The sequence below is a fragment of the Plantibacter sp. LMC-P-059a genome (assembly GCF_030209505.1).
GTDB lineage: Bacteria > Actinomycetota > Actinomycetes > Actinomycetales > Microbacteriaceae > Plantibacter.
In genome coordinates this window covers 487,528-511,744 of the sequence record NZ_JARVRZ010000006.1, presented here as the reverse complement: position 1 = coordinate 511,744, position 24,217 = coordinate 487,528, and the positions used below count along the sequence as shown (strand labels likewise).

At 69.8% G+C, this 24,217-nt stretch carries 17 protein-coding genes; 9 read left to right on the top strand and 8 right to left on the bottom strand.

Annotated elements, in window-relative coordinates; all coding sequences use genetic code 11:
* The first annotated feature begins 25 nt into the window (after window positions 1-25).
* The 6 genes from prpB to QRN27_RS15690 all read left to right on the top strand — a co-directional run bounded on the left by prpB (window position 26) and on the right by QRN27_RS15690 (window position 13,222).
* Entirely contained in the window at window positions 26-925 is a 900-nt protein-coding gene (gene prpB / locus QRN27_RS15715) for a methylisocitrate lyase (RefSeq protein ID WP_285043044.1), read from the top strand.
* A 144-nt stretch (window positions 926-1,069) separates the two neighbouring features.
* Window positions 1,070-2,194, top strand: coding sequence for a bifunctional 2-methylcitrate synthase/citrate synthase (locus QRN27_RS15710; protein WP_285043043.1), 1,125 nt, complete (start codon window positions 1,070-1,072; stop codon window positions 2,192-2,194).
* A gap of 713 nt (window positions 2,195-2,907) precedes the next feature.
* Window positions 2,908-6,048 (top strand): Ig-like domain-containing protein, encoded by a 3,141-nt coding sequence (locus QRN27_RS15705; protein ID WP_285043042.1) that lies wholly within the window; start codon window positions 2,908-2,910, stop codon window positions 6,046-6,048.
* Window positions 6,049-6,260: 212 nt separating this feature from the next.
* Window positions 6,261-8,225, top strand: coding sequence for an Ig-like domain-containing protein (locus QRN27_RS15700; protein WP_285043041.1), 1,965 nt, complete (start codon window positions 6,261-6,263; stop codon window positions 8,223-8,225).
* 121 nt (window positions 8,226-8,346) lie between these two features.
* Window positions 8,347-9,345, top strand: coding sequence for a DNA-3-methyladenine glycosylase family protein (locus QRN27_RS15695; RefSeq protein ID WP_285043040.1), 999 nt, complete (start codon window positions 8,347-8,349; stop codon window positions 9,343-9,345).
* A 121-nt stretch (window positions 9,346-9,466) separates the two neighbouring features.
* Window positions 9,467-13,222 (top strand): proline dehydrogenase family protein, encoded by a 3,756-nt coding sequence (locus tag QRN27_RS15690; RefSeq protein ID WP_285043039.1) that lies wholly within the window; start codon window positions 9,467-9,469, stop codon window positions 13,220-13,222.
* A 157-nt stretch (window positions 13,223-13,379) separates the two neighbouring features.
* Here QRN27_RS15690 and QRN27_RS15685 read toward each other — a convergent pair whose 3' ends face one another.
* Window positions 13,380-13,736 (bottom strand): GntR family transcriptional regulator, encoded by a 357-nt coding sequence (locus QRN27_RS15685; protein ID WP_285043038.1) that lies wholly within the window; start codon window positions 13,734-13,736, stop codon window positions 13,380-13,382.
* Window positions 13,736-14,173 (bottom strand): Lrp/AsnC family transcriptional regulator, encoded by a 438-nt coding sequence (locus QRN27_RS15680; RefSeq protein ID WP_056010729.1) that lies wholly within the window; start codon window positions 14,171-14,173, stop codon window positions 13,736-13,738. The genes QRN27_RS15685 and QRN27_RS15680 overlap by 1 nt, the downstream gene beginning before the upstream one ends.
* A gap of 247 nt (window positions 14,174-14,420) precedes the next feature.
* On the opposite strand from QRN27_RS15680, the gene ddaH reads away from it, so the two are divergent.
* From ddaH to QRN27_RS15665, 3 genes are all read left to right on the top strand, one after another.
* On the top strand, window positions 14,421-15,218 hold the full coding sequence (gene ddaH, locus QRN27_RS15675; RefSeq protein WP_285043119.1) for a dimethylargininase: 798 nt from the start codon (window positions 14,421-14,423) through the stop codon (window positions 15,216-15,218).
* 158 nt (window positions 15,219-15,376) lie between these two features.
* Window positions 15,377-15,610 carry a hypothetical protein gene (locus QRN27_RS15670; RefSeq protein WP_056782217.1) on the top strand — a complete coding sequence of 78 codons (234 nt, stop codon included), beginning with the start codon at window positions 15,377-15,379 and terminating at the stop codon, window positions 15,608-15,610.
* Between the two features lie 113 nt (window positions 15,611-15,723).
* Window positions 15,724-16,482 (top strand): polyprenol monophosphomannose synthase, encoded by a 759-nt coding sequence (locus tag QRN27_RS15665; protein ID WP_285043037.1) that lies wholly within the window; start codon window positions 15,724-15,726, stop codon window positions 16,480-16,482.
* A gap of 9 nt (window positions 16,483-16,491) precedes the next feature.
* Here QRN27_RS15665 and QRN27_RS15660 read toward each other — a convergent pair whose 3' ends face one another.
* The 6 genes from QRN27_RS15660 to QRN27_RS15635 form a co-directional block, all read right to left on the bottom strand.
* Window positions 16,492-17,160, bottom strand: a complete 669-nt coding sequence (locus QRN27_RS15660) for an NAD(P)-dependent oxidoreductase (RefSeq protein ID WP_285043036.1) — start codon at window positions 17,158-17,160, stop codon at window positions 16,492-16,494.
* Between the two features lie 233 nt (window positions 17,161-17,393).
* Window positions 17,394-18,734, bottom strand: coding sequence for an alpha-hydroxy acid oxidase (locus QRN27_RS15655; protein ID WP_285043035.1), 1,341 nt, complete (start codon window positions 18,732-18,734; stop codon window positions 17,394-17,396).
* The gene (locus QRN27_RS15650; protein WP_285043034.1) at window positions 18,727-19,545 is read right to left on the bottom strand and encodes a FadR/GntR family transcriptional regulator; all 819 of its coding nucleotides are present in this window, start codon (window positions 19,543-19,545) and stop codon (window positions 18,727-18,729) included. The genes QRN27_RS15655 and QRN27_RS15650 overlap by 8 nt, the downstream gene beginning before the upstream one ends.
* Before the next feature lie 113 nt (window positions 19,546-19,658).
* Window positions 19,659-20,591, bottom strand: a complete 933-nt coding sequence (locus QRN27_RS15645; RefSeq protein WP_285043033.1) for a 2-hydroxyacid dehydrogenase — start codon at window positions 20,589-20,591, stop codon at window positions 19,659-19,661.
* A 9-nt stretch (window positions 20,592-20,600) separates the two neighbouring features.
* Window positions 20,601-22,088, bottom strand: a complete 1,488-nt coding sequence (locus QRN27_RS15640; protein WP_285043032.1) for a rhamnulokinase — start codon at window positions 22,086-22,088, stop codon at window positions 20,601-20,603.
* Window positions 22,085-24,124: a bifunctional aldolase/short-chain dehydrogenase gene (locus QRN27_RS15635; RefSeq protein WP_285043031.1), complete on the bottom strand. Its 2,040-nt coding sequence runs from the start codon at window positions 24,122-24,124 to the stop codon at window positions 22,085-22,087. The genes QRN27_RS15640 and QRN27_RS15635 overlap by 4 nt, the downstream gene beginning before the upstream one ends.
* Between the last annotated feature and the right edge of the window lie 93 nt (window positions 24,125-24,217).

Below are 24,217 nucleotides of genomic sequence, written 5' to 3'. Positions count from 1 at the left end.
CCGACGACCAGACGGGACACCGCTGATGTTGTACAGCCAGACCACGCCGGCCGAGAAGCGCCGGGCGTTCCGCGAGCGGCTCGCCACCGGTGAGCTGCTCCGATTCCCCGGCGCGTTCAACCCGCTGTCGGCTCGCCTCATCGAGCAGAAGGGCTTCGACGGCGTCTACATCTCGGGAGCCGTCCTCTCGGCCGACCTCGGCCTGCCCGACATCGGCCTGACGACCCTCACCGAGGTCGCCGGGCGGGCGAAGCAGATCGCGCGCATGACCGAGCTGCCGGCCATCGTCGACGCCGACACCGGCTTCGGAGAGCCGATGAACGTCGCGCGCACCGTCCAGGAGATCGAGGACGCCGGGCTCGCCGGCCTCCACATTGAGGACCAGGTCAACCCGAAGCGCTGCGGGCACCTCGACGGCAAGCAGGTCGTCGACACCGCGACCGCACTCGGTCGCATCCGTGCCGCCGTCGACGCGCGCCGCGACCCGAATCTGCTCATCATGGCGCGCACCGACATCGCGGCGGTCGACGGTCTCGACGCGGCGATCGACCGGGCCAAGCAGCTCGTCGACGCCGGTGCCGACGCGATCTTCCCTGAGGCCATGCGGTCGCTCGAGGAGTTCGCCGCCGTCCGGGCGGCCGTCGACGTGCCGATCCTCGCCAACATGACCGAGTTCGGCAAGAGTGAGCTGTTCACGAGTGAGCAGCTCGCCGACGTGGGCGTCAACCTCGTCATCTGGCCGGTCTCCCTCCTGCGCATCGCCATGGGCGCGGCGGGTCGAGCGCTCGACACGCTGAACGAGGAGGGCTCGCTCACGCGCAAGTTGGGGGAGATGCAGCACCGCGCCGACCTCTACGAACTCATCGATTACGAGGGCTACAACCGGTTCGACACCTCGGTGTTCAACTTCACCGTCGACCGGTAGCCCGCAGGCACGCTCAGGTACCGGGTGGTCGACCGGCCCCGATGAACACCACCTGGGTCTCCGCTCCCCGCGCTTGTCGAGGGGCGACCCTGGTGCCAAGCTCGACCCACGCATGACCACTGCACCACCGCAAAGGAGCACCGCATGACCGAAGCGACCAGCGACATCAAGAAGGGTCTCGCCGGCGTCGTCGTCGACGTGACGAGCGTCTCGAAGGTGAACCCGGAGACGAACTCCCTCCTCTATCGCGGGTATCCGGTGCAGGAGCTCGCGGAGTACTGCACCTTCGAGCAGGTGGCGTACCTCCTGTGGAACGGCGAGCTGCCGAGCGAGGCCGAACTCGCCGAGTTCACCTCGCTGGAGCGGTCGCAGCGCGCCCTCGACGACAACGTGAAGGCCGCGATCGACCTCCTCCCCACCACCTCGCACCCCATGGACGCGCTGCGCACCGCGGTGAGCGTCATCGGCGCGAACGACCCGACCGCCGAGACCAACACGGCTGAGGCGAACGCGGTGAAGGCGGCGAGCCTGTACGCGAAGCTGCCGGCGATCGTCGCCTACGACCAGCGTCGCCGTCACGGCCTCGAGCTCGTCCCGCCGCGCGAGGACCTCGGATACAGCGAGAACTTCCTCTTCATGACCTTCGGTGAGGAAGCGGACCCGGTCGTCGTGGACGCGTTCGACGTGTCGATGATCCTGTACGCGGAGCACTCGTTCAACGCCTCGACGTTCACGGCCCGCGTCATCACCTCGACGCTCAGCGACCTCTACTCGGCGGTCGTCGGTGGCATCGGGGCTCTCAAGGGCGCGTTGCACGGCGGCGCGAACGAGGCGGTCATGCATGTGTTCGACGAGATCGGCACGGCCGACCGAGCCAGCGCCTGGCTGGATGCGGCGCTCGCCGAGAAGCGCAAGATCATGGGATTCGGCCACCGCGTGTACAAGAACGGCGACTCGCGGGTGCCGACGATGCTGGCATCGTTGGAGAAGCTCGCGGGGCACTACGGCAAGCCGGAAGTTCTCGAGCTGTACACGGCGCTGGAGTCCGACATGGTCGAGCGCAAGAACATCAAGCCGAACCTCGACTACCCGTCCGGCCCGGCCTACAACCTGATCGGCTTCGACACGGAGACGTTCACGCCGCTCTTCGTCGCGGCCCGCGTGGTCGGTTGGACGGCGCACATCGCGGAGCAGCTGGCGTCGAACGCGCTCATCCGCCCGCTGTCCGAGTACGTCGGTCCTGACGAGCGGCACGTCCCCGTCAACTGACACCCGCTGCACCCGCACCCCGCCGAGCCTGTCTCGGCGGGGTGTTTCGCGTGCCAGCCACCTCGGTCACTGAGCCTGTCGAAGTGCCCCGCCACCCCGGTCACTGAGCGCCCCATCTCGGTCACTGACCTTGTCGAAGTGCCCCCACCATCCTCGCTCGCTGGCCTGACCATCGCGCTTCGGAATACCACACTCATGTTGTACATACTAAAATATCTGTTACGATCAAACGTGTTCGGCTCCGAACGCATCCCCCAGCTGCGCGCTCCTCCTCGACCCGAAGACCGAGCCGCTCTGCGCTGCAGCGCCTGCTCACGAAAGGAAGCTTCCTCCCTATGAAGCTCAGAAAAACCCTGTCGGCCTTCGGGCTGATAGCCATCACGGCGACCGGTGTCCTCACCGGCCCAGCGGCCGCGATCGCCGACTCGCCGGAGGTCTCCGTCACGGACACCTCGTCAGCCCGAATGACGGGCAAAATGATTCTGAAAGCGCCAGCATTGCCGAACTACCGTTATCCAAACATGGCTACGGGCGGCAGCGAGTCGGTTGGGAAGACTTCGCTCGAGGTTGCGCGGATGTACGCCCCGATTGTGACGGTTCCGGCTGTGGGGGCGAAAGGACCCATCACGTCCGGCGAAACGTGTCTGCAACCAACCGGTTTCAACCATGGTTCCACTGGATTCGGCAGCTGTGACGCGGTTCATGCTGACGAGATGACGGTGGATCCTGACGGCACGATCCGCAACTGGACGGGCGTACCGCTATACACGGATATAAATCTGTTCGAGTGGTCGAGGGCTCCCGGCGGCGCTGACTACCAAGACCGCCTGCTCCTGAGCGAGTTCAGTCCGATCGACGCCCCATCGGCATCCATCGGCACCCCGACCCTGGCCCAGGGCGGGTCTGCTCAGGTCACGGCGACGTTCAACGCCGCAGCCGGCGGACAGCGCATCGACATCGACCACCCCGCAGGCACGAAGATCACTGCGGTCGGCAACTCGGCCTTCACGCTGAACAGTCGGGGCATGACCGGGACGCTGCCGAGCGGCACGACGTCGGTCACCTTCACCCTGACGGCAGACCAGAATGCTCCGATCGGCACCGCCCTCGGTGGTCAGGTCGCGTACGGTGCGAACCGCACCAAGCTCGCCGACTTCACGGCTGAGATCGAAGCACCAGCCGTTGCCCCGGCGGTGTCGATCGAGTCGGTCACCGTCCAGCAGGGCGACTCCGTGGATGTCGATGTCGAGTTCAACGAGGCCGTCTCCGGCCAGGTCGACATCATTCTGCCGGCCGGCCTCACCCCGACAGGCAGGGCTCCCTCAGGCTTCACCTGGACCCCGAGCATCAAGGGCTTCCGAGGAACGGTGACCGACGCCAACCGCGCGTTCACGATGGACCTCACCGCCGCCACCGATGCGGCGGTCGGCACGTTCACCGGCGTCGTCCGCGGTTCGGGCCTCGAGCAGGCATGGTCGGCGACCATCACGGCGGCCCAGGTCGCGCCGGACGTGACGATCGAGTCTGTGACGGTGCAACAGGGCCAGTCGGTCGATGTCGATGTCGAGTTCAACGGCGCCGTCTCCGGCGAGGTCGAGATCGTCGTTCCGAAGGGGCTGTCGCCGGTCGGCAAGGCTCCCGCCGGCTTCACCTGGGAGGCGCCCGCGAACGAATACGTCGGCACGGTCACGAATGCGAACCGGGCGTTCACGATGCATCTCGCTGCGGCCGCCGATGCACCGGTCGGCACGTTCCGCGGCTCGGTCTACGCTGATGGCCTCGCGAAGCGGTGGAACGTGACCATCACGGCTGCGCCGGTCGCGCCGGACGTGACGGTCGAGACCGTGGACGTGCAGCAGGGCGAGTCGGTCGATGTCGATGTCGAGTTCAACGGGTCCGTCTCCGGAGCCGTCGAGATCATCGCTCCCGCCGGTCTGACGCCGGTGGGTAAGGCTCCTGCCGGCTTCACGTGGTTGCCGAGCATCAACGGGTACAGCGGCACGGTCTCGAACGCGAACCGTGCGTTCACGATGCATCTGCAGGCGGCCGCTGACGCGCCCGTCGGGTCCTTCCACGGGGTCGTGCGGGGTAGCGGCCTCGACGAGTGGTGGTACGCGACCATCACGGCGGCGCCGGTCGCTCCGGCCGTGACGATCGACTCCGTCACGGTGCGTCAGGGTGAAACGGTCGATGCGCCGGTCGAGTTCAACAAGAGTGTCTCCGGGCAGGTCGAGATCGTCGTTCCGAACGGCCTGTCGCCGGTGGGGAAGGCTCCCACCGGGTTCACCTGGTTGCCGAGCATGAACGGCTTCAGTGGCACGGTCACCGATGCGAACCGCGCCTTCACCTTGCACCTGCAGGCCGCCTCAGACGCGCCGATCGGCACGTTCGACGGCGTCGTGCGTGGTGGCGGTCTCAACCAGACGTGGTCGGCGACGATCACGGCGGGTGTGCCCATCCCCGACGAACCGGTCGTCCTCACCTCGCCGGCCATCGGTGCGGTGCTGGAGCCTGGTGCTCCGGTGTTCTCCGGAACCGGTCAGGCCGGTGCGACGATCCAGGTCTACAGCGCCGCCCAGGCGCTGCTCGGTGAGACCGAGGTCCTGTCCGACGGCTCCTGGTCGCTGACCTGGAACACCTCGCTCACCCCGGGTCGCTACTCGGGTGGCACGGTGCGTCAGTACGTCGGCGCCAAGCCCTACACGAGCGTGACGTACGACTTCACCGTCAAGGCCACTGAGGTCGCACCGCTCGTCGTGACCTCGCCGAAGGTCGGCGAGACGATCGAGGAGACCACCCCGGTGTTCACCGGGACCGCCCAGCCGGGCGCACGGGTGGAGATCCGTGGCGGCTGGGGTGACGTTCTCGGCAGTGTCGACAGCGTCGCGTCCAACGGTCAGTGGAGCATCACGTGGAACAAATCAGTGATGCCTGGTCGCTACTCGGGTGGCACGGTGAAGCAGTTCGTCGGCGACGTCGAGCGTGGCAAGTTCGTCTACGACTTCACAGTCGAGTCCGCCGAGGTCGCGCCGCTGGTGGTGACGGCGCCGAAGGTCGGTGCGACGATCGAGGAGCGGACGCCGGTGTTCACCGGGACCGCTCAGCCGGGTGCGAAGGTCGAGATCCGTGGTGCGTCGGGGAGTCTCCTCGGCAGTGTCGACAGCGTCGCCTCCAACGGTCAGTGGAGCATCACCTGGAACAAGACGGTGGTGCCTGGCCGCTACTCGGGCGGCACGGTGAAGCAGTTCGTGAACGGTGTGGAGCGTGGCAAGTTCGTCTACGACTTCACCATCGGTAGCGCGAACGTGGCACCGCTCTTGGTGACGTCGCCGAAGGTCGGCGAGACGACCCACGAGACCACGCCGGTGTTCACCGGTTCGGCGCAGCCCGGTGCGAAGGTCGAGATCCGTGGCGCATCGGGTGCGATCCTCGGCAGTGTCGAGAGCGTCGCGAGCAACGGTCGGTGGAGCATCACGTGGAACAAGACCGTGTTGCCTGCCCGCTACTCGGGCGGCACGGTGAAGCAGTTCGTGAACGGTGTCGAGCGTGGGAAGTTCATTTACGACTTCACCATCGTCGCGTCCCAGCTCGTGGTGAGCTCGCCGAGGGTCGGCGAGACGATCTCGGGCACCCGCCCGGTGTTCACCGGCACGGCGATCCCGAACGCGGAGATCCAGATCCGTGGTGCGTGGGGGACCGACCTCGGTCACACGACCGCGAACGAGCACGGTGAGTGGACGATCACCTGGCCGAGCGACTACAAGCCGGCCCGCTACTCCGGTGGCACCGTGACGGAGTCCGTGAACGGCAAGGTCATCGGCACGTTCACCTACGACTTCATCCTCGAGAAGTAGCGGTCAGCACCACCGTTCAGCCGCCGGTCCCACCCCTGGGGCCGGCGGCTGCTGCTGTCCGCCGGGGTTGCGAGTTGTCCACAGTTTCGACATAGCCAACAGATGATCAACTGGTATATCTGTAGGCTCACGGAGTTCAGCTGAACGCTCTTGCGTGCCCCGACGGTCTTCCAGCCGGCGCACAGATCACCGTGAAAGGTCGACTCCCGCCTATGAAACGCTTCGCCCCCTTATCCGCCATCGGGCTCGTCGGTGTCCTCGCCGCCAGCCTGTTGAGTACCTCGGCCTCAGCGGCCACGGCCCACGCCGACGCACCCGACATCAGTATCGCCGAGTCGGTCTCCGGCCGGTTCGTCGGGCAGGCCCGTGCCGGCGGTGTCGGTTCGTACTTCGCCGTGGGTTCATCCGGGAACACCTCGAACCCGATACCCGCGTCCGTATACGGCTCTGTCGGCGAAGCGCTCGTCGCTGCCACGGAGTGGACGTTCCCGGCGATCGACGGCGTCGGCCCGATCCGGGGTGTCGTGAACGGGTGGGAGCGCTGCCTCGAGCCCAATCCGTTGCAGCGGTACAAGTACGTCTACCCGGCGAGCTGCAACGGCTCGCTCGCCCAGGAGTGGGCATGGCAGGACATCGAGACGTCGGAGCTGTCCGGCTCCGGTCTCGTGTCGAGTGGCGGCCAGGGCGGCTTCCTCCGGCAGTTCGCCGGCATGCTGGCCGTCGGCGGCATCGGCCTGCCTGCGGAAGGCGCGGTCATCCTGCCGGACGGACATGAGCCCCAACCGGACATCGAGCCACTCGTGCTCACCGATCCTGCTGTCGGCTCGACCATCCGTATCCCTCAGCCGACCTTCAGCGGCACCGGGCACCCCGGCTCGGCGATCGAGGTCGTCGAGGCTCGTGGCGGTGTCATCGCTTCCGGTGTCGTGAACCCGCAGGGGTCGTGGACCGCGCCGGTGTCGGCGGCACTGGCCGCCGGTGCGCACGCCGGCACTGTCCGGCAGGTGGCCGACGACACGACGGTGCCCTGGTCGCTCACCTACGCCGCGGTCCGCGCGATCACGGTGGAGTCACCGGCACTGGACAGCACGGTCGAGGTCGACCGCCCGATCTTCTCCGGTCGCGGAGAGCCCGGGGCGTCCGTCACCGTCGTGGACGACCGCGACGGTGTCACACTCGTGGACACGGCGGTCGGCAGCTCGGGCACCTGGGAGCAGCAGTCGCTCCGCGCCCTGGAGGAGCGCGACTACGTCGCGACCGCGACGCAGCTGTTCGAGCAGCAGCGCACCACAGCACCGGTGCGCTTCACCTACCGTGAACCCACGCCGGAACCGGGTCCGGTGGTCGACGTGACCCTCGAATCGCCCGCCATCGGTGCCGTCATCACCACGCCGGTCCCGGTCTTCACCGGGCGTGGCGAGCCCGGCGCCACGGTGCGGGTCATCGGCTCCTGGAACTCCGAGCTCGGCAACGGCCTCGTCACGAAGGAGGGCACCTGGCGCGTAGAGTGGAACAAGTCGATCACCCCTGGCACCTACCGTGGCGGTCGCGTCGTGCAGGAGATCTCGGGCGTCGAGCAGTCCCGAGTGCCCTACGACTTCGTCATGCGCCCGGAGGCAGGGGCCGCGCCGCTCGTCGTGACCTCGCCGAAGGTCGGCGGTGCGCTGCTCGGTCCCGTCCCCGTGTTCACTGGTACCGCTCAGCCCGGCGCGCGCGTCGAGATCCGCACCCAGTGGGGGCGCGTGGCCGGTGCGGTCGAGCACGTCGACAGCTCCGGCGTCTGGTCGATCACCTGGAACCAGGCACTCCTGCCCGCCCGCTATGTCGGCGGCACGGTGAAGCAGTACATCGGAGGCGTCGAGGCCGGGCGCGTCACCTACGACTTCACGATCGCCAAGCCGCTCGTGGTGACCTCCCCGACGGTCGGCGAGACCATCTCGGGCACCCGGCCGGAGTTCACCGGCACGGCGACGCCCGGCTCGACCATCTCGATCGTGGGCGCTTGGGGCACCGACCTCGGTTCCGATGTCGTCCGTCCCGACGGGACCTGGAGCATCCTGTGGCCGACCGACTACCAGCCCGGGCGGTACGCGGGCGGGCACGTCAAGCAGGCGGTGAACGGGACGGTCATCGATCAGTTCGCGTACGACTTCATCCTCCACGGCAGCAGCGACTAGCCGTCGAGCCCTCGCGCCCGGGTGGCGACGCGGCACCGGATCCATCCGGTCCGCGTCCGCCACCCGGGCGTCGTCGTGCGGTGCGCTCGGATGTCGGTGGTCACCACGTAGGGTGAGCGGCATGTCAGCAGTCGCACCATCCATCCAGCAGGCCCCGAGACCCTCGGCGCCGCCGCTGGCCGTCGTGCCGAGCGAGGGGGCGACGACGTCGACGAGCGTCCGGACGGTGTACCGGCCGACCGGGCCACTGGATGTCCACGCGACGCTGCGCCTGATCTCCCGCGGTGGCGACGGCCCCTGCTACCGCAAGACCCCCGGCGGTGTCTGGTTGACGGCGCGCACACCCCAGGGTGGGGCGACCCTGTACGTGTCGACCATGCGTGACGGCGAGGTCGAGGCGACGGCCTGGGGACCCGGCTCCGAGTGGATGATCGACGGCGTGCCCGAGCTCCTCGGTCGCGACGACGACTGGAGCGGGCTCGACGTCAGCCGAAGCCCACTGCTGACGGAGGTGCTCCGCCGGAACCCGGGCATGCGCCTCAGCCGCAACCGGCTCGTGTTCGAGATGCTCGTGCCGTCGATCATGGAGCAGAAGGTGACCGCCATGGAAGCCTGGCGGGCGTGGCGGCAGCTCGTGCGGCGGCACGGCGAACCCGCACCGGGCCCGGCGCCGGAGGGCATGATCGTCGCCCCGGCGGCCGACACCTGGCGCATGATCCCGAGCTGGGAGTGGCACGAGGCCGGGGTCGGGCCGCAGCGCTCCGAAACGGTGGTGCGGTCTTCCCGTCTCGCGAGCGCGATCGAGCGGACGGTCGACGAGCACCCGGACGACGCCTCCCGGCGGCTGCGCAGCCTCCCCGGCATCGGGGTGTGGACGGCCGCAGAGGTGACCCTCCGCGCGCACGGCGACCCGGACGCCGTGAGCGTCGGCGACTACCATCTGGCGGCGTCCGTCGGTCAGGCCCTCACCGGTGCGCCCGTGGACGACGACGGCATGCTCGAACTCCTCTCGCCGTGGAACGGGCAGCGGCAGCGAGTGCTCCGGCTCATCGGCCGGAGCGGGATCCACAAGCCGCGCCGAGGGCCGAAGATCACGATCCAGGACCACCGCCGACACTGAACGGACGCGGGTCGCCTCATCGGCAGCCTCGGGGGCCGACATGGGAGCGGGCGTGCCACACACGCACGACCCCTCGCGAGCCTCGGGAGGGAACGCCGGATCCGCGAATAGGCTGAGCGGCATGGCGAACGAAGCGTACGAGGACCCCACCGAGACGGTCGGCCTCGCGGATCGTGCGGTCGCCCTCGCCGCGAAGTGGGTGGACGAGGGGGCGAAGGAGCCCGTGTACCCGGCGGCCGCTCGGCTCGCCGGTGTGCTGCGCGATCCCAATGGGCTCGAGTTCACCGTCGGCTTCGTCGACGGGGTCATGCGGCCGGAGGACGGCTTCGTGGCCGGTAACGCCCTCGCGGCCCTCGCCTCCCGGACGCCGAGTTTCCTCCCCTGGTACGAACAGGCCGCCATCCGCACCGGCGGCCTCGTCGGGCCGGTCCTACCGTGGGTCGTCGTCCCGGCTTCCCGTCGAGTGCTGCGCGGCATGGTCGGCCACCTCATCGTCGACAGCCGTCCGCGTGAACTCGGTGCGGCCATCGCGAAGTTGCGGGCCGACGGCTCTCGACTCAACCTGAACCTCCTGGGTGAAGCCGTCCTCGGCGAGGGGGAGGCCGCCAAGCGACTCGCCGGCACCCGCGAACTCCTGCAGCGGCCCGACGTCGACTACGTGTCGATCAAGGTGTCGTCCATCGCCAGCCAACTCTCCATGTGGTCGTTCGAGCAGGTCGTCGACCGCATCGTCCGGCGCCTGGTCCCGTTGTACGAGGAGGGCCTGGCGACCGGCACCTTCATCAACCTCGATATGGAGGAGTACCGCGACCTCGACCTGACCATCGCGGTCTTCACCCGCCTCCTCGACCACCCTCAGCTGCTGCGGTTCGAGGCCGGCATCGTCATCCAGGCGTACCTGCCGGACGCCCTCGAGGCCATGATGCAGCTCACCGCCTGGTCGAAGCAGCGCGTGGCCGCCGGCGGAGCGCCCATCAAGGTCCGGCTGGTGAAGGGCGCGAACCTCGCGATGGAACGCGTCGACGCGGCGATCCACGGGTGGCCCCTCGCGACGACCGCCTCCAAGCGGGAGACCGACACCAACTACAAGCGCGTCCTCGACTGGGCACTCACCCCCGCGCGCACCGACGTCGTGCGGGTCGGCGTCGCCGGGCACAACCTGTTCGACATCGCCTACGCCTGGCTGCTGGCGGGCGACCGCGGCGTGCGCGACCGCGTCGACTTCGAGATGCTCCTCGGGATGGCCACCGGCCAGGTCGAGGCCATCAAGCGCGACGTCGGCGCAGTGCTCCTCTACACGCCGGTCGTGAACCCGAAGGAGTTCGACGTCGCGATCTCGTACCTCGTCCGGCGGCTGGAGGAGAACGCGAGCGAGGAGAACTTCATGTCGGCGGTGTTCGATCTCGCCGAGAAGCCGACCCTCTTCGCGCGGGAGCGGCGTCGCTTCCTGGCCTCGGTCGAAGCGCTGCACGAGACCCCCGGACATGTGCCGGCCCCCAACCGGACGCAGGATCGTTCCCAGGAGGCGGTCGAGCCCGCCCGCGACGACAGCGAGGTCGATGAACGGTTCCGCGACCCCGCCCAGGACTCGGACGCCGGCCTCACCCAGCAGGTCCTCGGCCTGGATCGCGGATCGGACCGCGAGGACCGGTTCCGTACCGAGTCGTCGAGCTACGTCGAGACCGCGGTCTTCTCCCGCTCGGAGCGCGGCGGCATCGTGGACGGCGCACCCGGCTTCGAGAACACCCCCGACACCGATCCGTCCCTCGCGGCGAACCGTGCCTGGGGCGCGGCCATCCTCTCCCGGGTGCCGGCGTCGACCCTCGGGAACACCGCCGTCGCCGCGGCCGCCCTCACCGACGAACGCGTCCTCGAGCGCACGATCACGATGGTGCAGGCCGCCGGAACCCGATGGGGTGCCCGTCCGGCCGCCGAGCGCGCGGCCGTCCTCCACGCCGCCGGGCGCGTGCTCGCCTCCCGCCGAGCCGACCTCATCGAGGTCATGGCCAGCGAGACGGGCAAGACGATCGCCGAGGCCGACCCGGAGGTGAGCGAGGCGGTCGACTTCGCCCACTACTACGCGAGCACGGCGCCGGACCTCGAGCGGGTGCGCGGCGCACGCTTCGTCCCCTCCCGCCTCACCGTCGTGACGCCGCCCTGGAACTTCCCTGTCGCCATCCCGGCGGGCGGTGTCCTCGCGGCGCTCGCGGCCGGCAGTGGCGTCATCATCAAGCCGGCCCCGCAGGCCAAGCGTTGCGCAGCGGTGGTCGTCGAGGCCCTCTGGGACGCCGGCGTCCCCCGCGACCTGCTCGTCCTCGCCGACGTGGAAGAGGGGGAGCTGGGTCGCCGACTCATCTCGCACCCGGCCGTCGACCGCGTCATCCTCACCGGTGCATACGAGACCGCGCAGCTGTTCCGCAGTTGGCGGGCCGACCTCCCGCTCCTGGCCGAGACGAGCGGCAAGAACGCCATCATCGTCACGCCGAGCGCCGACCTCGACCTCGCGGTCGCCGACATCGTCAAGAGCGCGTTCGGGCACGCCGGTCAGAAGTGCTCCGCCGCGTCCCTCGTGATCCTCGTCGGGTCCGTCGGCCGCTCGGACCGCTTCCTCAGGCAGCTGGAGGACGCCGTCCGTTCGCTCCGCGTGGGATGGCCGTCCGACGCGCGCACGCAGATGGGGCCGATCGTCGAGCCGGCGGGGGCGAAGCTGCTCGCGGGGCTCACCGAGCTGCGGCTCGGCGAGAAGTGGCTCGTGGAGCCGAAGCTGCTGGACGACTCCTCGGTCAACTTCGGTGCGCCGAGCGAGCGCCTGTGGTCGCCGGGGGTGCGCACGGGGGTCCAGCCCGGTTCGCCCTTCCACCTGACCGAGTACTTCGGTCCGGTCCTCGGTGTCATGCGGGCCGCGACCCTCGCTGAGGCGGTCACCATGCAGAACGCGACGCCGTACGGACTGACGGCCGGACTGCACACCTTCGATACCGCGGACCTCGACGAGTGGCTCGACACGGTCGAGGCTGGCAACCTCTACGTCAACCGGGGGATCACGGGTGCGATCGTCCAGCGGCAGCCGTTCGGCGGGTGGAAGCGTTCCTCCGTCGGCACCGGCGCGAAGCCCGGCGGACCGAACGCGCTGTTCGGGCTCGGCGACTGGCAGCCCGATCCCGGTTCCGCCAGCCAGAGTCTGCATCTCCGCGGCCTCGACACCCGCATCGTCAAGCTCATCGAGGCGGCGCAGCCGTCCCTCACCTACGAGGCCTTCGACGTCCTGCGGCGCTCTGCGCTGAGCGACGCCGTCGCGTGGGGGAACGAGTTCGGCGAGGTCACGGACGTGTCGCAGCTCGGCGTGGAGCGGAACCTCCTCCGATACCGGTCGGTCGCCGTCTCCGTGCGCGTGGCGGCGGGTGCCGACCTGGGCGACGCGCTCCGGGTGCTCATCGCCGCGGTGCGGTCACGGTCGCGGTTCACCGTGAGCCTCGGTGGGCGGTTGCCGCGTGAGGTCCGCGACTGGTTGTCGGAGCTGAACATCCCGGTCTCGCTCGAGACCGACGACCAGTGGCTCACCCGCATGGCAGCCCGTGGCTCGATCGACACCGGCGAACTCGGCCAGGAGGCCCCGTTCGCGACGCGGGTGCGGATCGTCGGGCCACGCCCGGAGACCGTGGCTGAAGCCGAGCCGGGCTCGGAGGTCTCGGAGCCCGAACCGTTGGCGAAGCGACTCGCGGAGGCGCTCGGCGGCGACCCGGACATCGCGATCTGGGCAGGGCCGGTCACCCAGGCGGGGCGGGTGGAGTTGCTGCCGTTCCTGCACGAGCAGGCGATCTCGATCACCGCGCACCGGTTCGGCACGCCCGACCCGTGGTCCCACGGCGTCATCTGAGCCCGAGGCCCTCGGTCCCTGAGCGCGGATCCGGTCCGTGAGCGAACCTCTGGTCCCTGAGCTTGTCGAAGGCATTTCGACAGGCTCAATGACCGGGGTGCGGCTCAATGACCGGTGGATGGCTCCATGACCGGGGCGCGGCTCGATGGCGGAGCGCTCAGGCCCGAAGGGCCGCGACGACGAGCTCCAACGCCTCGTCGGCCGGCACGCCGAGCGCTCGGATCCGGTCCGCGTACGCGGCCGCCGCACGCTGCGCCTGTTGCTCGACCGCGTCGCCGTGCGCCGACACGAACGTCCCGGCGCGGCCGCGGGTCTCGATGATCCCGTCGGCCTCCAGGAGCCGGTAGGCCTTCGCGACCGTGTTGGGCGCGATGCCGAGCTCGTCAGCGAGCCCACGCACCGTCGGGAGCTTCGCCCCGGCCGGTGTCGAGCCGTCGCGCACCCCGTCGATCACCTGGGTCCGCAGCTGCTCGAACACGGCGACCCCGGACGTCGGTTCGATCCGGAACCGCATCAGTCGACGTGCCGGTGGATGAGGCGGGTGAGGACGATCGCGCTGCGCGTGTGGTCGACGTTGGGCGCGATCCTGACCCGCTCCAGGGCGTCCTCGAGGGCGGGGATGTTGCGGGCGCGCATGTGGACGATCGCGTCGGCGCTCCCGGTCACGGTGCCGGCATCGACGACCTCCGGCACCCCCGACAGGATCCGCAGGAGTTCGTTGGGGGAGACCGTGCCGCGGCAGAAGAGTTCGACGTAGGCTTCTGTCTGCATCCCGTCCACCGTGGGGTCGACCTGGATCGTGAACGACTGGATCACACCGTCGGCCACCAGGCGGTCGACGCGTCGCTTCACCGCGGAGGCCGACAGCCCGACGACCGCGCCGATGTCGCCGTAGCCGGCGCGTGAGTTCTGCCGGAGCAGGTCGATGATGCCGCGGTCCAGGTTGTCCATGGAATCAGTGTAAGCGCAATCATTGCGTGAGAATCTGCCATTTCGCAGCAATCCTGCGCCAAAGTCCGTGAAAACGCTGCGAACCGCGTGCCATGATGAACGTGGCGTGCCTCCGGGCCCCTGGACATCGTCCGCCGTTCCTCGCTCACATCTGGAGGCCGACGTGTCGTCGACGCTCAACCACCCCACCCCCGCGCCGCTGGCATCCGCGACCACGGATCGGATCGCGAATCGCCGCCGGTACCTCATGTGCCGCCCCGACCGCTTCACGGTCAGCTACCGCATCAACCCGTGGATGAACCCGGAGGACCCCACCGACACCTCGCTCGCCGTCTCGCAGTGGGAGCAGCTGCACCAGGCGTACCTCGACCTCGGGCACACGATCGACCTCATCGACCCCATCGACGGCCTGCCCGACATGGTGTTCGCGGCGAACGGCGGGTTCACCCTCGACGGTGTCGCCTACGGCGCGAAGTTCACGTACGACGAGCGCATCCCCGAGGGTCCCGCCTACATGGACTGGTTCGAGGCCAACGGCTTCCGCGTCGAGCGCCCCGAGTTCGTGAACGAGGGCGAGGGCGACATCATGCTCGTCGGCGACACGATCCTCGCGGGGACCGGCTTCCGCACCGACCCGCGCAGCCACGACGAGGTGCGACGCATCTTCGACCGTGAGGTCGTCACGCTGAACCTCGTGAACCCGAGTTTCTACCACCTCGACACCGCGATCGCCGTGCTCGACCCGGTGACCCCCGCCGACGGTTCGCCCGCGAACATCGCCTACCTGCCGACCGCATTCGACGAGGCGAGCAACCGCATCCTCGAGGAGCGGTACCCGGACGCGATCCACGTCAGCACGGAGGACGCGGCCGTGCTCGGCCTCAACTCCATCTCGAACGGCCGCGAGGTCGTCATCGCCGCTCGCGCCGTCGGGTTCGAGCGCCAGCTGCGGGAGCGCGGCTACCGCCCGATCGGCGTCGACCTGTCCGAGCTCCTGCTCGGTGGTGGCGGCGTGAAGTGCTGCACCCTCGAGCTCCGCAGCTAGGCCCTTCGACAAGCTCAGGGACCGGAGTCGGTCTCAGGGATCGGAGTCGGGCTCAGTGACCGGAGTCGGACTCGGGGACCGGCTGTCGAGGGGTTGCGGGTCACGCGCGGCACCGCGTATACCTGCTGTGAACGATCGACCGCCGACGGAGGGCACCCATGGACGCCGCAGAACGACGTGACCACGAACGAGACAAGTCGGGACGGACGAGCACCCTGGGGGACGCGACCGGATTCTGGGTCGTCATCGCCCTCGCGCTCTTCGCGGGCGGCATGTGGTCGTTCGGTGAGGCGTTCCGCAACGAGGCCTTCCAGACGGTGTGGTTCCTCGGCGGCATCCTCATGATCGCGCTCGCACTCTTCGTGCCGGCGCACTTCGCCAGCCGGAACTGACGCTCCGCCGCACGTTCGCCGATGGTTGGCTGAGCGTTCGATCGACCGCCCCGTACCGCCGATACCGTCCTGTCCAGCGCGCTACGCTGACTGAGCAGACACGAGGACGGCACATGGATTCCACGGTGGTCATCATCCCCACCTACAACGAACGCGAGAACCTGGAACGGATCGTCGCGCGCGTCCGCGTCGCCACCCCCGACGTCCAGATCCTCGTGGTCGACGACAACTCGCCCGACGGCACCGGCGACATCGCCGATCGCCTCGCCGCAGCCGACAGCGCCGTGCACGTGCTCCACCGGACGGGCAAAGAGGGCCTCGGCGCCGCTTACAAGGCCGGCTTCGCCTGGGCGCTCGGGCGCGGGTTCGGCAGCGTGGTCGAGATGGACGCAGACGGTTCGCACGCCCCGGAGCAGCTGCCGTCGCTCCTCGCCGCCGCCGCGACCGCCGATGTCGTCCTCGGATCGCGCTGGGTGCCGGGCGGCTCGGTCGTGAACTGGCCCAAGCACCGCGAGGCCATCTCGCGGGTGGGCAGCGGCTACGCCCGATTCGCGCTCCGGCTCCCCGCACGCGACGTGACCGGCGGCTACCGCGTGTTCAGTGCGGATGCGCTGCGCAGGCTCCAGCTGGACGAGGTCCACTCCCACGGCTACGGGTTCCAGGTCGACATGCTGTGGCACGCGAACCGGGCGGGCCTCAGCATCGTCGAGGTGCCCATCACCTTCACGGAGCGGGCGCTCGGAGCGTCGAAGATGACGGGTGGCATCGTCGTCGAGGCCATGCTGCGCGTCACCTGGTGGGGGATCTGCGAGGCGACCGACCGGGTCATCGGCCGACACCCCGAGGCATCGCGCGCCGCCGCCCGTTCCTGAGCCGAGGCGTCAGACGCGGGAGGGGCCCGAGGAGATCACGGGCGCGGAGCGGATGAGCGTCTCGTCGTCGATCGCGTCGACGAGGTAGCCCGCGACATCGGTGCGGCTGATCCGCACCGAGCTCGGCCAACGGCCGGCGGGTGAGGTCACGACCGGTCGGCGACGGTCGCTCGCGGACAGCATCGTCGGGCGCACGATCGTCCAGTCGAGGGTCGAGCTCCGCAGCGAGGCGTCGGCGCGTTCGTGGTCGGCGTAGACGGTGCCGAGTCGCAGGAACCGGGTCGTCCACCGCAACGGGGACGGCACGTTCCACCGCGACTCCCCGGTGCCGAGGGCGGAGAGCAGCACGATCCGCCGGAGGCCATGCGCGCGCATGGCGGCGGTGACCGTGTCGACGGCGCTCGTGATGAGGTCCGGCGGGCTCACCTGGCGAGCCCACGGCCAGTCGGAGGTGCCGAGATTGGTGAGCGCGACCACGACCGCCTGGGTGCCGCGCATGGCCGCCTCGACGTCGTCCATCCGCAACGGTGATCCCTGGGTGATCGTCAGTCGATCGCCCGGGACGACCCGTGTGGGGTCGCGGACGAGGGCGGTCACCGAGTGGCCGGTGCGCAGCGCCTCCGTGATGACGAGTCGGCCGGTGCGTCCGCTGCCGCCGATGACGAGGAGGTGGGCCACAGCGCTCCTTCCGGGAGTCGGGCCCGGCTGGACGCGGGCGGCTCGGACCGAGGGATGCTCCCATCGTGGACCAGAGCACGCCGGGCGGGCATCGGGGACAACCCGCGACGTGACAGCGCCGCAGGAGCGCACCACCACGATGATGCGCATGCCGCCGCGGTGGACGCCCGTCCTCTGCCGGAACGAGGAAGCCCCGGACCGTGGTGGTCCGGGGCTTCCTCGTGTCGCTCGGGCTAGGCCTTCGCTGCGGAGGCCGGCTTGCGGGCCGGTGCCTTGCGCGGCGCCGGAGCCGCCTTGGGCGCGGCCGGCCGAGGCGTGCTCAGCGTCGACTGCTCCGGCAGCGGCTGCAGCGTCGTGAACCGCGAGAGCTGAGTCACGTGGTGCGGCTGCAGCTCCTCGAGGGAGGCGACGCCCAGGAGCTTCATCGTGCGCACGATCTCGCCCGAGAGGATCTGGATCGCGCGGTCCACGCCCTCGCGCCCACCCGCCATGAGTCCGTAGAGGTACGCACGGCCGATGAAGGTGAAGCGGGCACCGAGGGCCACGGAGGCGACGATGTCGGCACCGTTCATGATGCCCGTGTCGAGGTGCACCTCGGCGTCCTTGCCCACCTCGCGGACGACGCTCGGCAGCAGGTGGAACGGGATCGGCGCGCGGTCGAGCTGACGACCGCCGTGGTTGGACAGCTGCACGGCGTCCGCACCGAGGTCGACGGCGAGCTTCGCATCGGCGACCGACTGGACGCCCTTGACGATCAGCTTGCCCTTCCACTGCTCGCGGATGTACTTGACCTCCTCGGGCCCGACGGTCGGGTCGAACATGGTGTCGATGAGGGCCGCCACCGTGCCGGACCAGCGGTCGAGGCTCGCGAACGCCAATGGCTCGGTCGTGAGGAAGTTGATCCACCAGGCAGGCCGGGGCAGGGCGTCGACGATGGTCTTCGGGGTCAGCGACGGCGGGATCGTCATGCCGTTGCGGACGTCACGCAGGCGAGCGCCACCCACCGGGGTGTCGACCGTCACCACGAGCGTGTCGTACCCGGCCGCGGCTGCGCGGTCGACGAGGGCCATCGACCGCTCGCGCTCGCTCCACATGTAGAGCTGGAACCAGTTGCGGCCGCCGGGAGCCGCCGCCTGCACGTCCTCGATCGACGTCGTGCCCATGGTGGAGAGGGTGAACGGGATGCCGGCCGCCGCGGCCGCCGACGCACCGGCGCGCTCGCCCTCCGTCTGCATCATGCGGGTGAAGCCGGTCGGTGCGATGCCGAACGGGAACGCGACGCGCTCACCGAGGACGTCCCAGCCGGTGTCGACGTTCGCCACGTTCTTGAGGACGGCCGGGTGGAACTCGATGTCCTGGAAGGCCTGACGGGCGCGGGCCAGCGAGATCTCGCCCTCGGCTGCGCCGTCGGTGTAGTCGAACGGGGCCGTCGGCGTGACCTTCTTCGCGATGGTGCGGAGGTCGCTGATGGTCGTCGCCGCGGCGAGACGGCGGCGGCGCGTGTTGAACTCGGGCTTCTTGAACTGCATGAGGGGCAGCAGGTCGTGGGGCTTGGGGATGCGGCGTTCAACCATGGGTCTGTTCTTCCTTCTCACGGGAGGGTGCGGGGTTCAGGGCGTCGTAGTAACCGGTGATGTGGGAGCGCACGGACTGGCGGGCCAGGTCCGGATCGGCGGAGCGGATCGCCTCGACGATCCCGCGGTGCTCGGCTCGGAGCCGGTCCGCGGTCGCGGACCAGGACGACAGTTGAGGTACACCGGCGAGGACGTAGCGTTCGATCGAGTCGCGGAGACCGGACATCGTGGCGACGAGGACCTGGTTGCCCTCGGCCTCGGCCAGCGACAGGTGGAACTGAGCGTCGAGCGCGAGGAACTCGGCCTCGGTGAGTGTCGGCTGGTCCATCGCGTCGAGGAGCGATTCGGGGTGCTTGAGGTCTGCTGCGCGCTCGCCGGCGCGCGTGGCGAGGCTGTGGACGACGGCGGTCTCGATCACGAGTCGGGTGTCCACGACGTCCTGCACGGCGAACCCCTGCGCGGCGACCTGCAAGCGCATGAGCGTCGCCATGCCACCGGAGGGCGTGGCGACGATGATCGCCCCGGCGGTGGGGCCGGAACCGGTGTGCGTGCGGATGAGGCCGAGGACCTCGAGGACGCGGATCGCCTCACGGACGCTCGACCGGCCGACGCCGAGGTCGATCGCGAGCTGACGTTCGCCGGGCAGGCGGTCGCCGGGCTTCAGGACGCCGCTGAGGAGGTCCGACTCGATGCGGGCGAGGACGACTTCCCACGCACGGGGCTCGGGACGCTGGGGTGTGGACGCCGGTGCCGCCGGAGCAGCGGGCCCCGGTGCGGCCTCCGTCGTCGGTGCGGGTGCTGCTGCGCTCATCGGTCCTCCTTCGTCACCTCGATGTGGTCAGACCACAAACCATACCTCTTGAACCGATTCAAGGCGAGCCCTGACGGCAACTTTTCCGATCCGGGTTCCGCCGCTGGACCGGGTCAGGTGCGGAGGACGATGTTCTCGGGTTCCTCGCCGGCCTGCAGGTGCTCGATCTGCCGACGCAGCAGCCGCGCCATGCGGGGGAGCATCGCGCTCGTCGCGCCACCGATGTGGGGCGAGACGAGTACGTTCGGCAGCGACCACAGCGGGTGGTCCGCCGGCAACGGCTCGGGATCGGTGACGTCGAGGGCGAGGCGGATCCGGCCGCTGCTCGCGTGCCGGACCAGTGCCTCGGTGTCGGCCACCGGTCCCCGGGCGACGTTCACCACGAGGGCGTCGTCGGGAAGCGCCGAGAGGAACGTGTCGTCCACCAGACCGCGGGTGCCGTCGGTGAGCGGGACGACGACGATGACGATCTCCGCTTCGGGCAGGAGCGCCGGCAGCTCGTCGATGCCGTGGATGTGGCCGCGCTCGTCCTCGCGAGCCTTCGACGCCACGCGGGTCACCTCGACCTCGAACGGCAGGAGCCTCGCCTCGATGGCCGCTCCGACGCCGCCGTAGCCGATGAGGAGGACCCGACGGTCTGCGAGGCTCGGACGCTGGCTCTGCAACCACTCGCCCGTCCGCTCGGCGCGCACGAAGTCGGGGAGACCACGCTGCGAGGCGAGGATGAGGGCCACCGTGAGCTCCGCCGTCGATGCCTCGTGCACGGTCGCCGCGTTCGCCAGCACGACACCCTCGGGGAGGAGGTCCTCCAGGCCGTCGTAGCCGATCGACTGCACCTGAACGAGCTGCGGCGTCACGGCGGCCACGTTCGCGAGCGGCTTGTTGGAACCGAGGTACACGGGCACCACGAGGTCGATGTGTTCCACCGGCGGCTCGGTCCGGAGGTCCCACTCGATGAACTCGACCCCCTCGGGGGCCGGACCCTGCGACAGCACCTCCTCGCGGAGGTCGGAGGGCAGGCTGACGATGAGCGGAGAAGCAGTCATGCTGCGACGCTACCGGGTGACCGCGCCGTGGCCCGAAGACTTGCGCGGCTCGTAGCGGGTCGGCTCGAAGCTCCGCGCGACGAGGGCACGTAGGGTCTCGAGGTCGCCGTCGATGATCCCGACGGCACGCGCCTGCACGAGCACGTTCCCGAGGGCGGTGGCCTCGACCGGGCCCGCGACGACCGGGATGCCGGCGCGGTCGGCCGTGAGCTGGCAGAGCAGGGCGTTCTGGGATCCGCCGCCGACGACGTGGATCGTGCGGACCCGGACGCCAGACAGCTCGGAGGCCGTGTGCACCGCATCGGCGAACGCCTGCGCGAGGCTCTCGACGATGCACCGGACGAACTCGGCGCGCGACTGTGGCACCGGCGAGCCCTGCTCGACGAGGGCCTCCGCGATGCGGGCCGGCATGTCGCCAGGGGCGAGGAAGCGCGGGTCGTTCGCATCGAACACGGAGACCGCGGTGTCGACGGCGGCCGCCTGGGCGATGAGCCCGGGGAGGTCGATGGTCTCGCCACCCCGCTCCCAGGTGCGCACCGACTCGCTCAGGAGCCAGAGCCCCATCACGTTGTGGAGGAAGCGGGTGCGGCCGTCGACCCCGCCCTCGTTCGTGAAGTTCGCGGCGCGGCTCGCCTCGGTGAGCACCGGACGCTCGAGCTCCACCCCGACGAGGCCCCAGGTGCCGCAGGAGATGTACGCGGCGTCCTGGCTCGTCATCGGGACGGCGACGACCGCCGACGCCGTGTCGTGCGAGCCGATCGCCGTGACGGGCGTCGAGGACGACAGGCCGACCTCGGCGGCGACGCCCGGCAGCAGTGTCCCGATGCGATCGCCGGGCTGGACGATGGGCGGCAGGATCGCGGCCGGGATGCCGAGTCGGGTGAGCAGCTCCGTGTCCCAGTCGGTCGATCCGCCGGCGCGGACGAGTCCCGTCGTCGACGCGTTGGTCGCCTCGGCGACGCGTGCACCGGTCAGCCAGTGCGCGATGAGGTCCGGGACGAGGAGGGCCGTGTCGGCGACCTCGAGCATGCCGGCGTCGCGCTCCGTCGCCAGCTGGTAGACGGTGTTGAACGGGAGGAACTGGAGCCCGTTGCCCCGGTAGAGCTCGGCGAACGGGACGCGCGCGTGCACCGCCTCGACCCCGGCCGCCGTCCGATCGTCGCGGTAGTGGAACGGTGCGCCGAGCAATCGCCCCTGCCGCAGGAGGCCGTAGTCCACCGCCCACGAGTCGATCCCGATGCTCGCCAGGTGCGGTTCCTGCCTCGCCGCCCCCGACAGTCCGGCGACGACCGAGCGGTACAGCTCGAGGATGTTCCAGTGGAGCCCGTCCGGCGTGCGGACCGGGGTGTTCGGGAACCGGGCGACGGGCACGAGGCGGAGCTCGCCCGGACCGACGTGACCGAGCATGACCCGACCGCTCGTCGCCCCGAGGTCGACCGCCGCGACCGTGCCGCTGGAGCCGACGGCGCTCGCCGCACCCGTCGCCGTGGCGCTCATCGCAGGAAGGCCGCAGCGACGCCCGCGTCGACGGGGATGTGCAGGCCGGTCGTGTGGCTGAAGTCGCTCGTGCAGATCGCGAAGACCGCGTTGGCGACGTTCTCCGGGACGACCTCGCGCTTGAGGATGGTGCGCTGCGCGTAGAACTTGCCGAGGTCCTGCTCCTCGATGCCGTACGTCTTCGCCCGGTTCGCGCCCCAGCCGGAGGCGAAGATGCCGGAGCCGCGCACCACGCCGTCGGGGTTGATGCCGTTCACCTTCACGCCGAACTCACCGAGCTCGGCGGCGAGGAGGCGGACCTGGTGTGCCTGGTCGGCCTTCGTCGCGGAGTACGCGATGTTGTTCGGTCCGGCGAAGACGGAGTTCTTCGACGAGATGTAGACGATGTCGCCGCCGAGCTTCTGATCGATGAGGACGCGCGCCGCCGCCTTCGAGACGAGGAACGAGCCCTTCGCCATGACGTTGTGCTGCAGGTCCCAATCGGCCTCGGTGGTCTCCAGCAGCGACTTCGAGAGCGAGAGGCCGGCGTTGTTGACGACGAGGTCGAGCCCGCCGAACGCCAGGACCGTCTCCTCGATCGCGGCCTGCACGGCTGCCTCGTTCGAGACGTCGGCGGCGATCCCGATCGCGACGTCGGTGGTGCCGAGTTCCGCAGCGGCCGCCTGTGCCTTCTCGAGGGAGAGGTCGGCGATGGCGACGACCGCGCCCTCGGCGACGAGGCGGGTCGCGATGGCCTTGCCGATGCCCGACGCGGCGCCGGTGACGAGCGCGATGCGCGTGGCGAGCGGCTTCGGCTTCGGCATGCGCTGCAGCTTCGCCTCCTCAAGTGCCCAGTACTCGATCGCGAACTTCTCCGCCTCGTCGATGGGTGCGTAGGTGGAGAGGCCCTCGGCGCCGCGCATGACGTTGATGGCGTTCACGTAGAACTCACCGGCGACGCGCGCGGTCTGCTTGTCCTTGCCGAAGCTGAACATGCCGACACCGGGGACGAGGACGATGAGCGGGTCCGCGCCGCGGATGGCCGGGCTGTCGGCGGTCGCGTGTCGGTCGTAGTAGGCCTGGTAGTCCTCGCGGTATGCCGTGTGCAGGACGCCGAGTCGCTCGACGACCTCCTCGATGCTCGCCGCGGCCGGCAGGTCGACGGTGAGTGGCTTCACCTTGGTGCGGAGGAAGTGGTCGGGGCAGCTCGTGCCGAGCGCGGTGAGGCGAGGGTGCTCCGCTGCAGCGAGGAAGTCGAGGACCTCGGGGCTGTCGGTGAAGTGCCCGACGACGGGGCGGTCGGTGGAGGCCAGTCCGCGGATGGTGGGGGCGAGGGCCGCGGCCTTCGCGCGTCGCTCCGCCTCGGGGAGGGCGGCGTAGCCGTCGAGCGCCGGACCGAAGGGCTCGGGACGCGAGTTCGCCTCGATGTAGGCGGCCGCGGTGTCGATGATCCAGAGCGAGTTGGCCTCGGCCTCGTCGGAGGTGTCGCCCCACGCGGTGATGCCGTGGCCGCCGAGGATCGTGCCGATCGCCTCCGGGTGTTCGGCCTTGATGGCCGCGATGTCGAGACCGAGCTGGAAGCCGGGGCGACGCCACGGGACCCACACGACCTTGTCGCCGAAGATCGTCGCGGTGAGCTCGGGGCCGTCGGTGGCGGTGGCGATGGCGATGCCGGAGTCGGGGTGGAGGTGGTCGACGTGTGCCGCATCGACGAGGCCGTGCATGGCGGTGTCGATCGAGGGAGCCGCGCCACCCTTGCCGTGAAGTGTGTAGTCGAACGCCGCGACCATCTCGTCCTCGCGGTCGAGGCCGGGGTAGACGTCCTGGAGGGCGCGCATGCGGTCGAGGCGGAGGACGGCGAGGCCCTCGGGCTTCAGCGTGCCGAGGTCGCCGCCGGAGCCCTTCACCCAGAGCAGTTCGACCGGCTCGCCCGTGACGGGGTCGATCTCGGTGCCCTTGGCGGAGGTGTTGCCGCCCGCGTAGTTGGTGTTCTTCGGGTCGCTCCCGAGGCGGTTGCTGCGGGCGATGAGCTCTGCAGCTGTCGGGTTCACGGACATTCGCACTCCTTCGTCGGGGCACGTCCGTGCCCGATGTTCATTCGTGTTAAGTATGACAAGAAGTGACAGGCGACGCAATGGCGGAAGTCCGTT

Coding starts and splice junctions, on each gene's coding strand:
- prpB (WP_285043044.1), top strand. CDS start 26: ATGTTGTACAGCCAGACCACGCCGGCCGAGAAGCGCCGGGCGTTCCGC.
- QRN27_RS15710 (WP_285043043.1), top strand. CDS start 1,070: ATGACCGAAGCGACCAGCGACATCAAGAAGGGTCTCGCCGGCGTCGTC.
- QRN27_RS15705 (WP_285043042.1), top strand. CDS start 2,908: ATGACGGTGGATCCTGACGGCACGATCCGCAACTGGACGGGCGTACCG.
- QRN27_RS15700 (WP_285043041.1), top strand. CDS start 6,261: ATGAAACGCTTCGCCCCCTTATCCGCCATCGGGCTCGTCGGTGTCCTC.
- QRN27_RS15695 (WP_285043040.1), top strand. CDS start 8,347: ATGTCAGCAGTCGCACCATCCATCCAGCAGGCCCCGAGACCCTCGGCG.
- QRN27_RS15690 (WP_285043039.1), top strand. CDS start 9,467: ATGGCGAACGAAGCGTACGAGGACCCCACCGAGACGGTCGGCCTCGCG.
- QRN27_RS15685 (WP_285043038.1), bottom strand. CDS start 13,736: ATGCGGTTCCGGATCGAACCGACGTCCGGGGTCGCCGTGTTCGAGCAG.
- QRN27_RS15680 (WP_056010729.1), bottom strand. CDS start 14,173: ATGGACAACCTGGACCGCGGCATCATCGACCTGCTCCGGCAGAACTCA.
- ddaH (WP_285043119.1), top strand. CDS start 14,421: ATGTGCCGCCCCGACCGCTTCACGGTCAGCTACCGCATCAACCCGTGG.
- QRN27_RS15670 (WP_056782217.1), top strand. CDS start 15,377: ATGGACGCCGCAGAACGACGTGACCACGAACGAGACAAGTCGGGACGG.
- QRN27_RS15665 (WP_285043037.1), top strand. CDS start 15,724: ATGGATTCCACGGTGGTCATCATCCCCACCTACAACGAACGCGAGAAC.
- QRN27_RS15655 (WP_285043035.1), bottom strand. CDS start 18,734: ATGGTTGAACGCCGCATCCCCAAGCCCCACGACCTGCTGCCCCTCATG.
- QRN27_RS15650 (WP_285043034.1), bottom strand. CDS start 19,545: ATGAGCGCAGCAGCACCCGCACCGACGACGGAGGCCGCACCGGGGCCC.
- QRN27_RS15645 (WP_285043033.1), bottom strand. CDS start 20,591: ATGACTGCTTCTCCGCTCATCGTCAGCCTGCCCTCCGACCTCCGCGAG.
- QRN27_RS15640 (WP_285043032.1), bottom strand. CDS start 22,088: ATGAGCGCCACGGCGACGGGTGCGGCGAGCGCCGTCGGCTCCAGCGGC.
- QRN27_RS15635 (WP_285043031.1), bottom strand. CDS start 24,124: ATGTCCGTGAACCCGACAGCTGCAGAGCTCATCGCCCGCAGCAACCGC.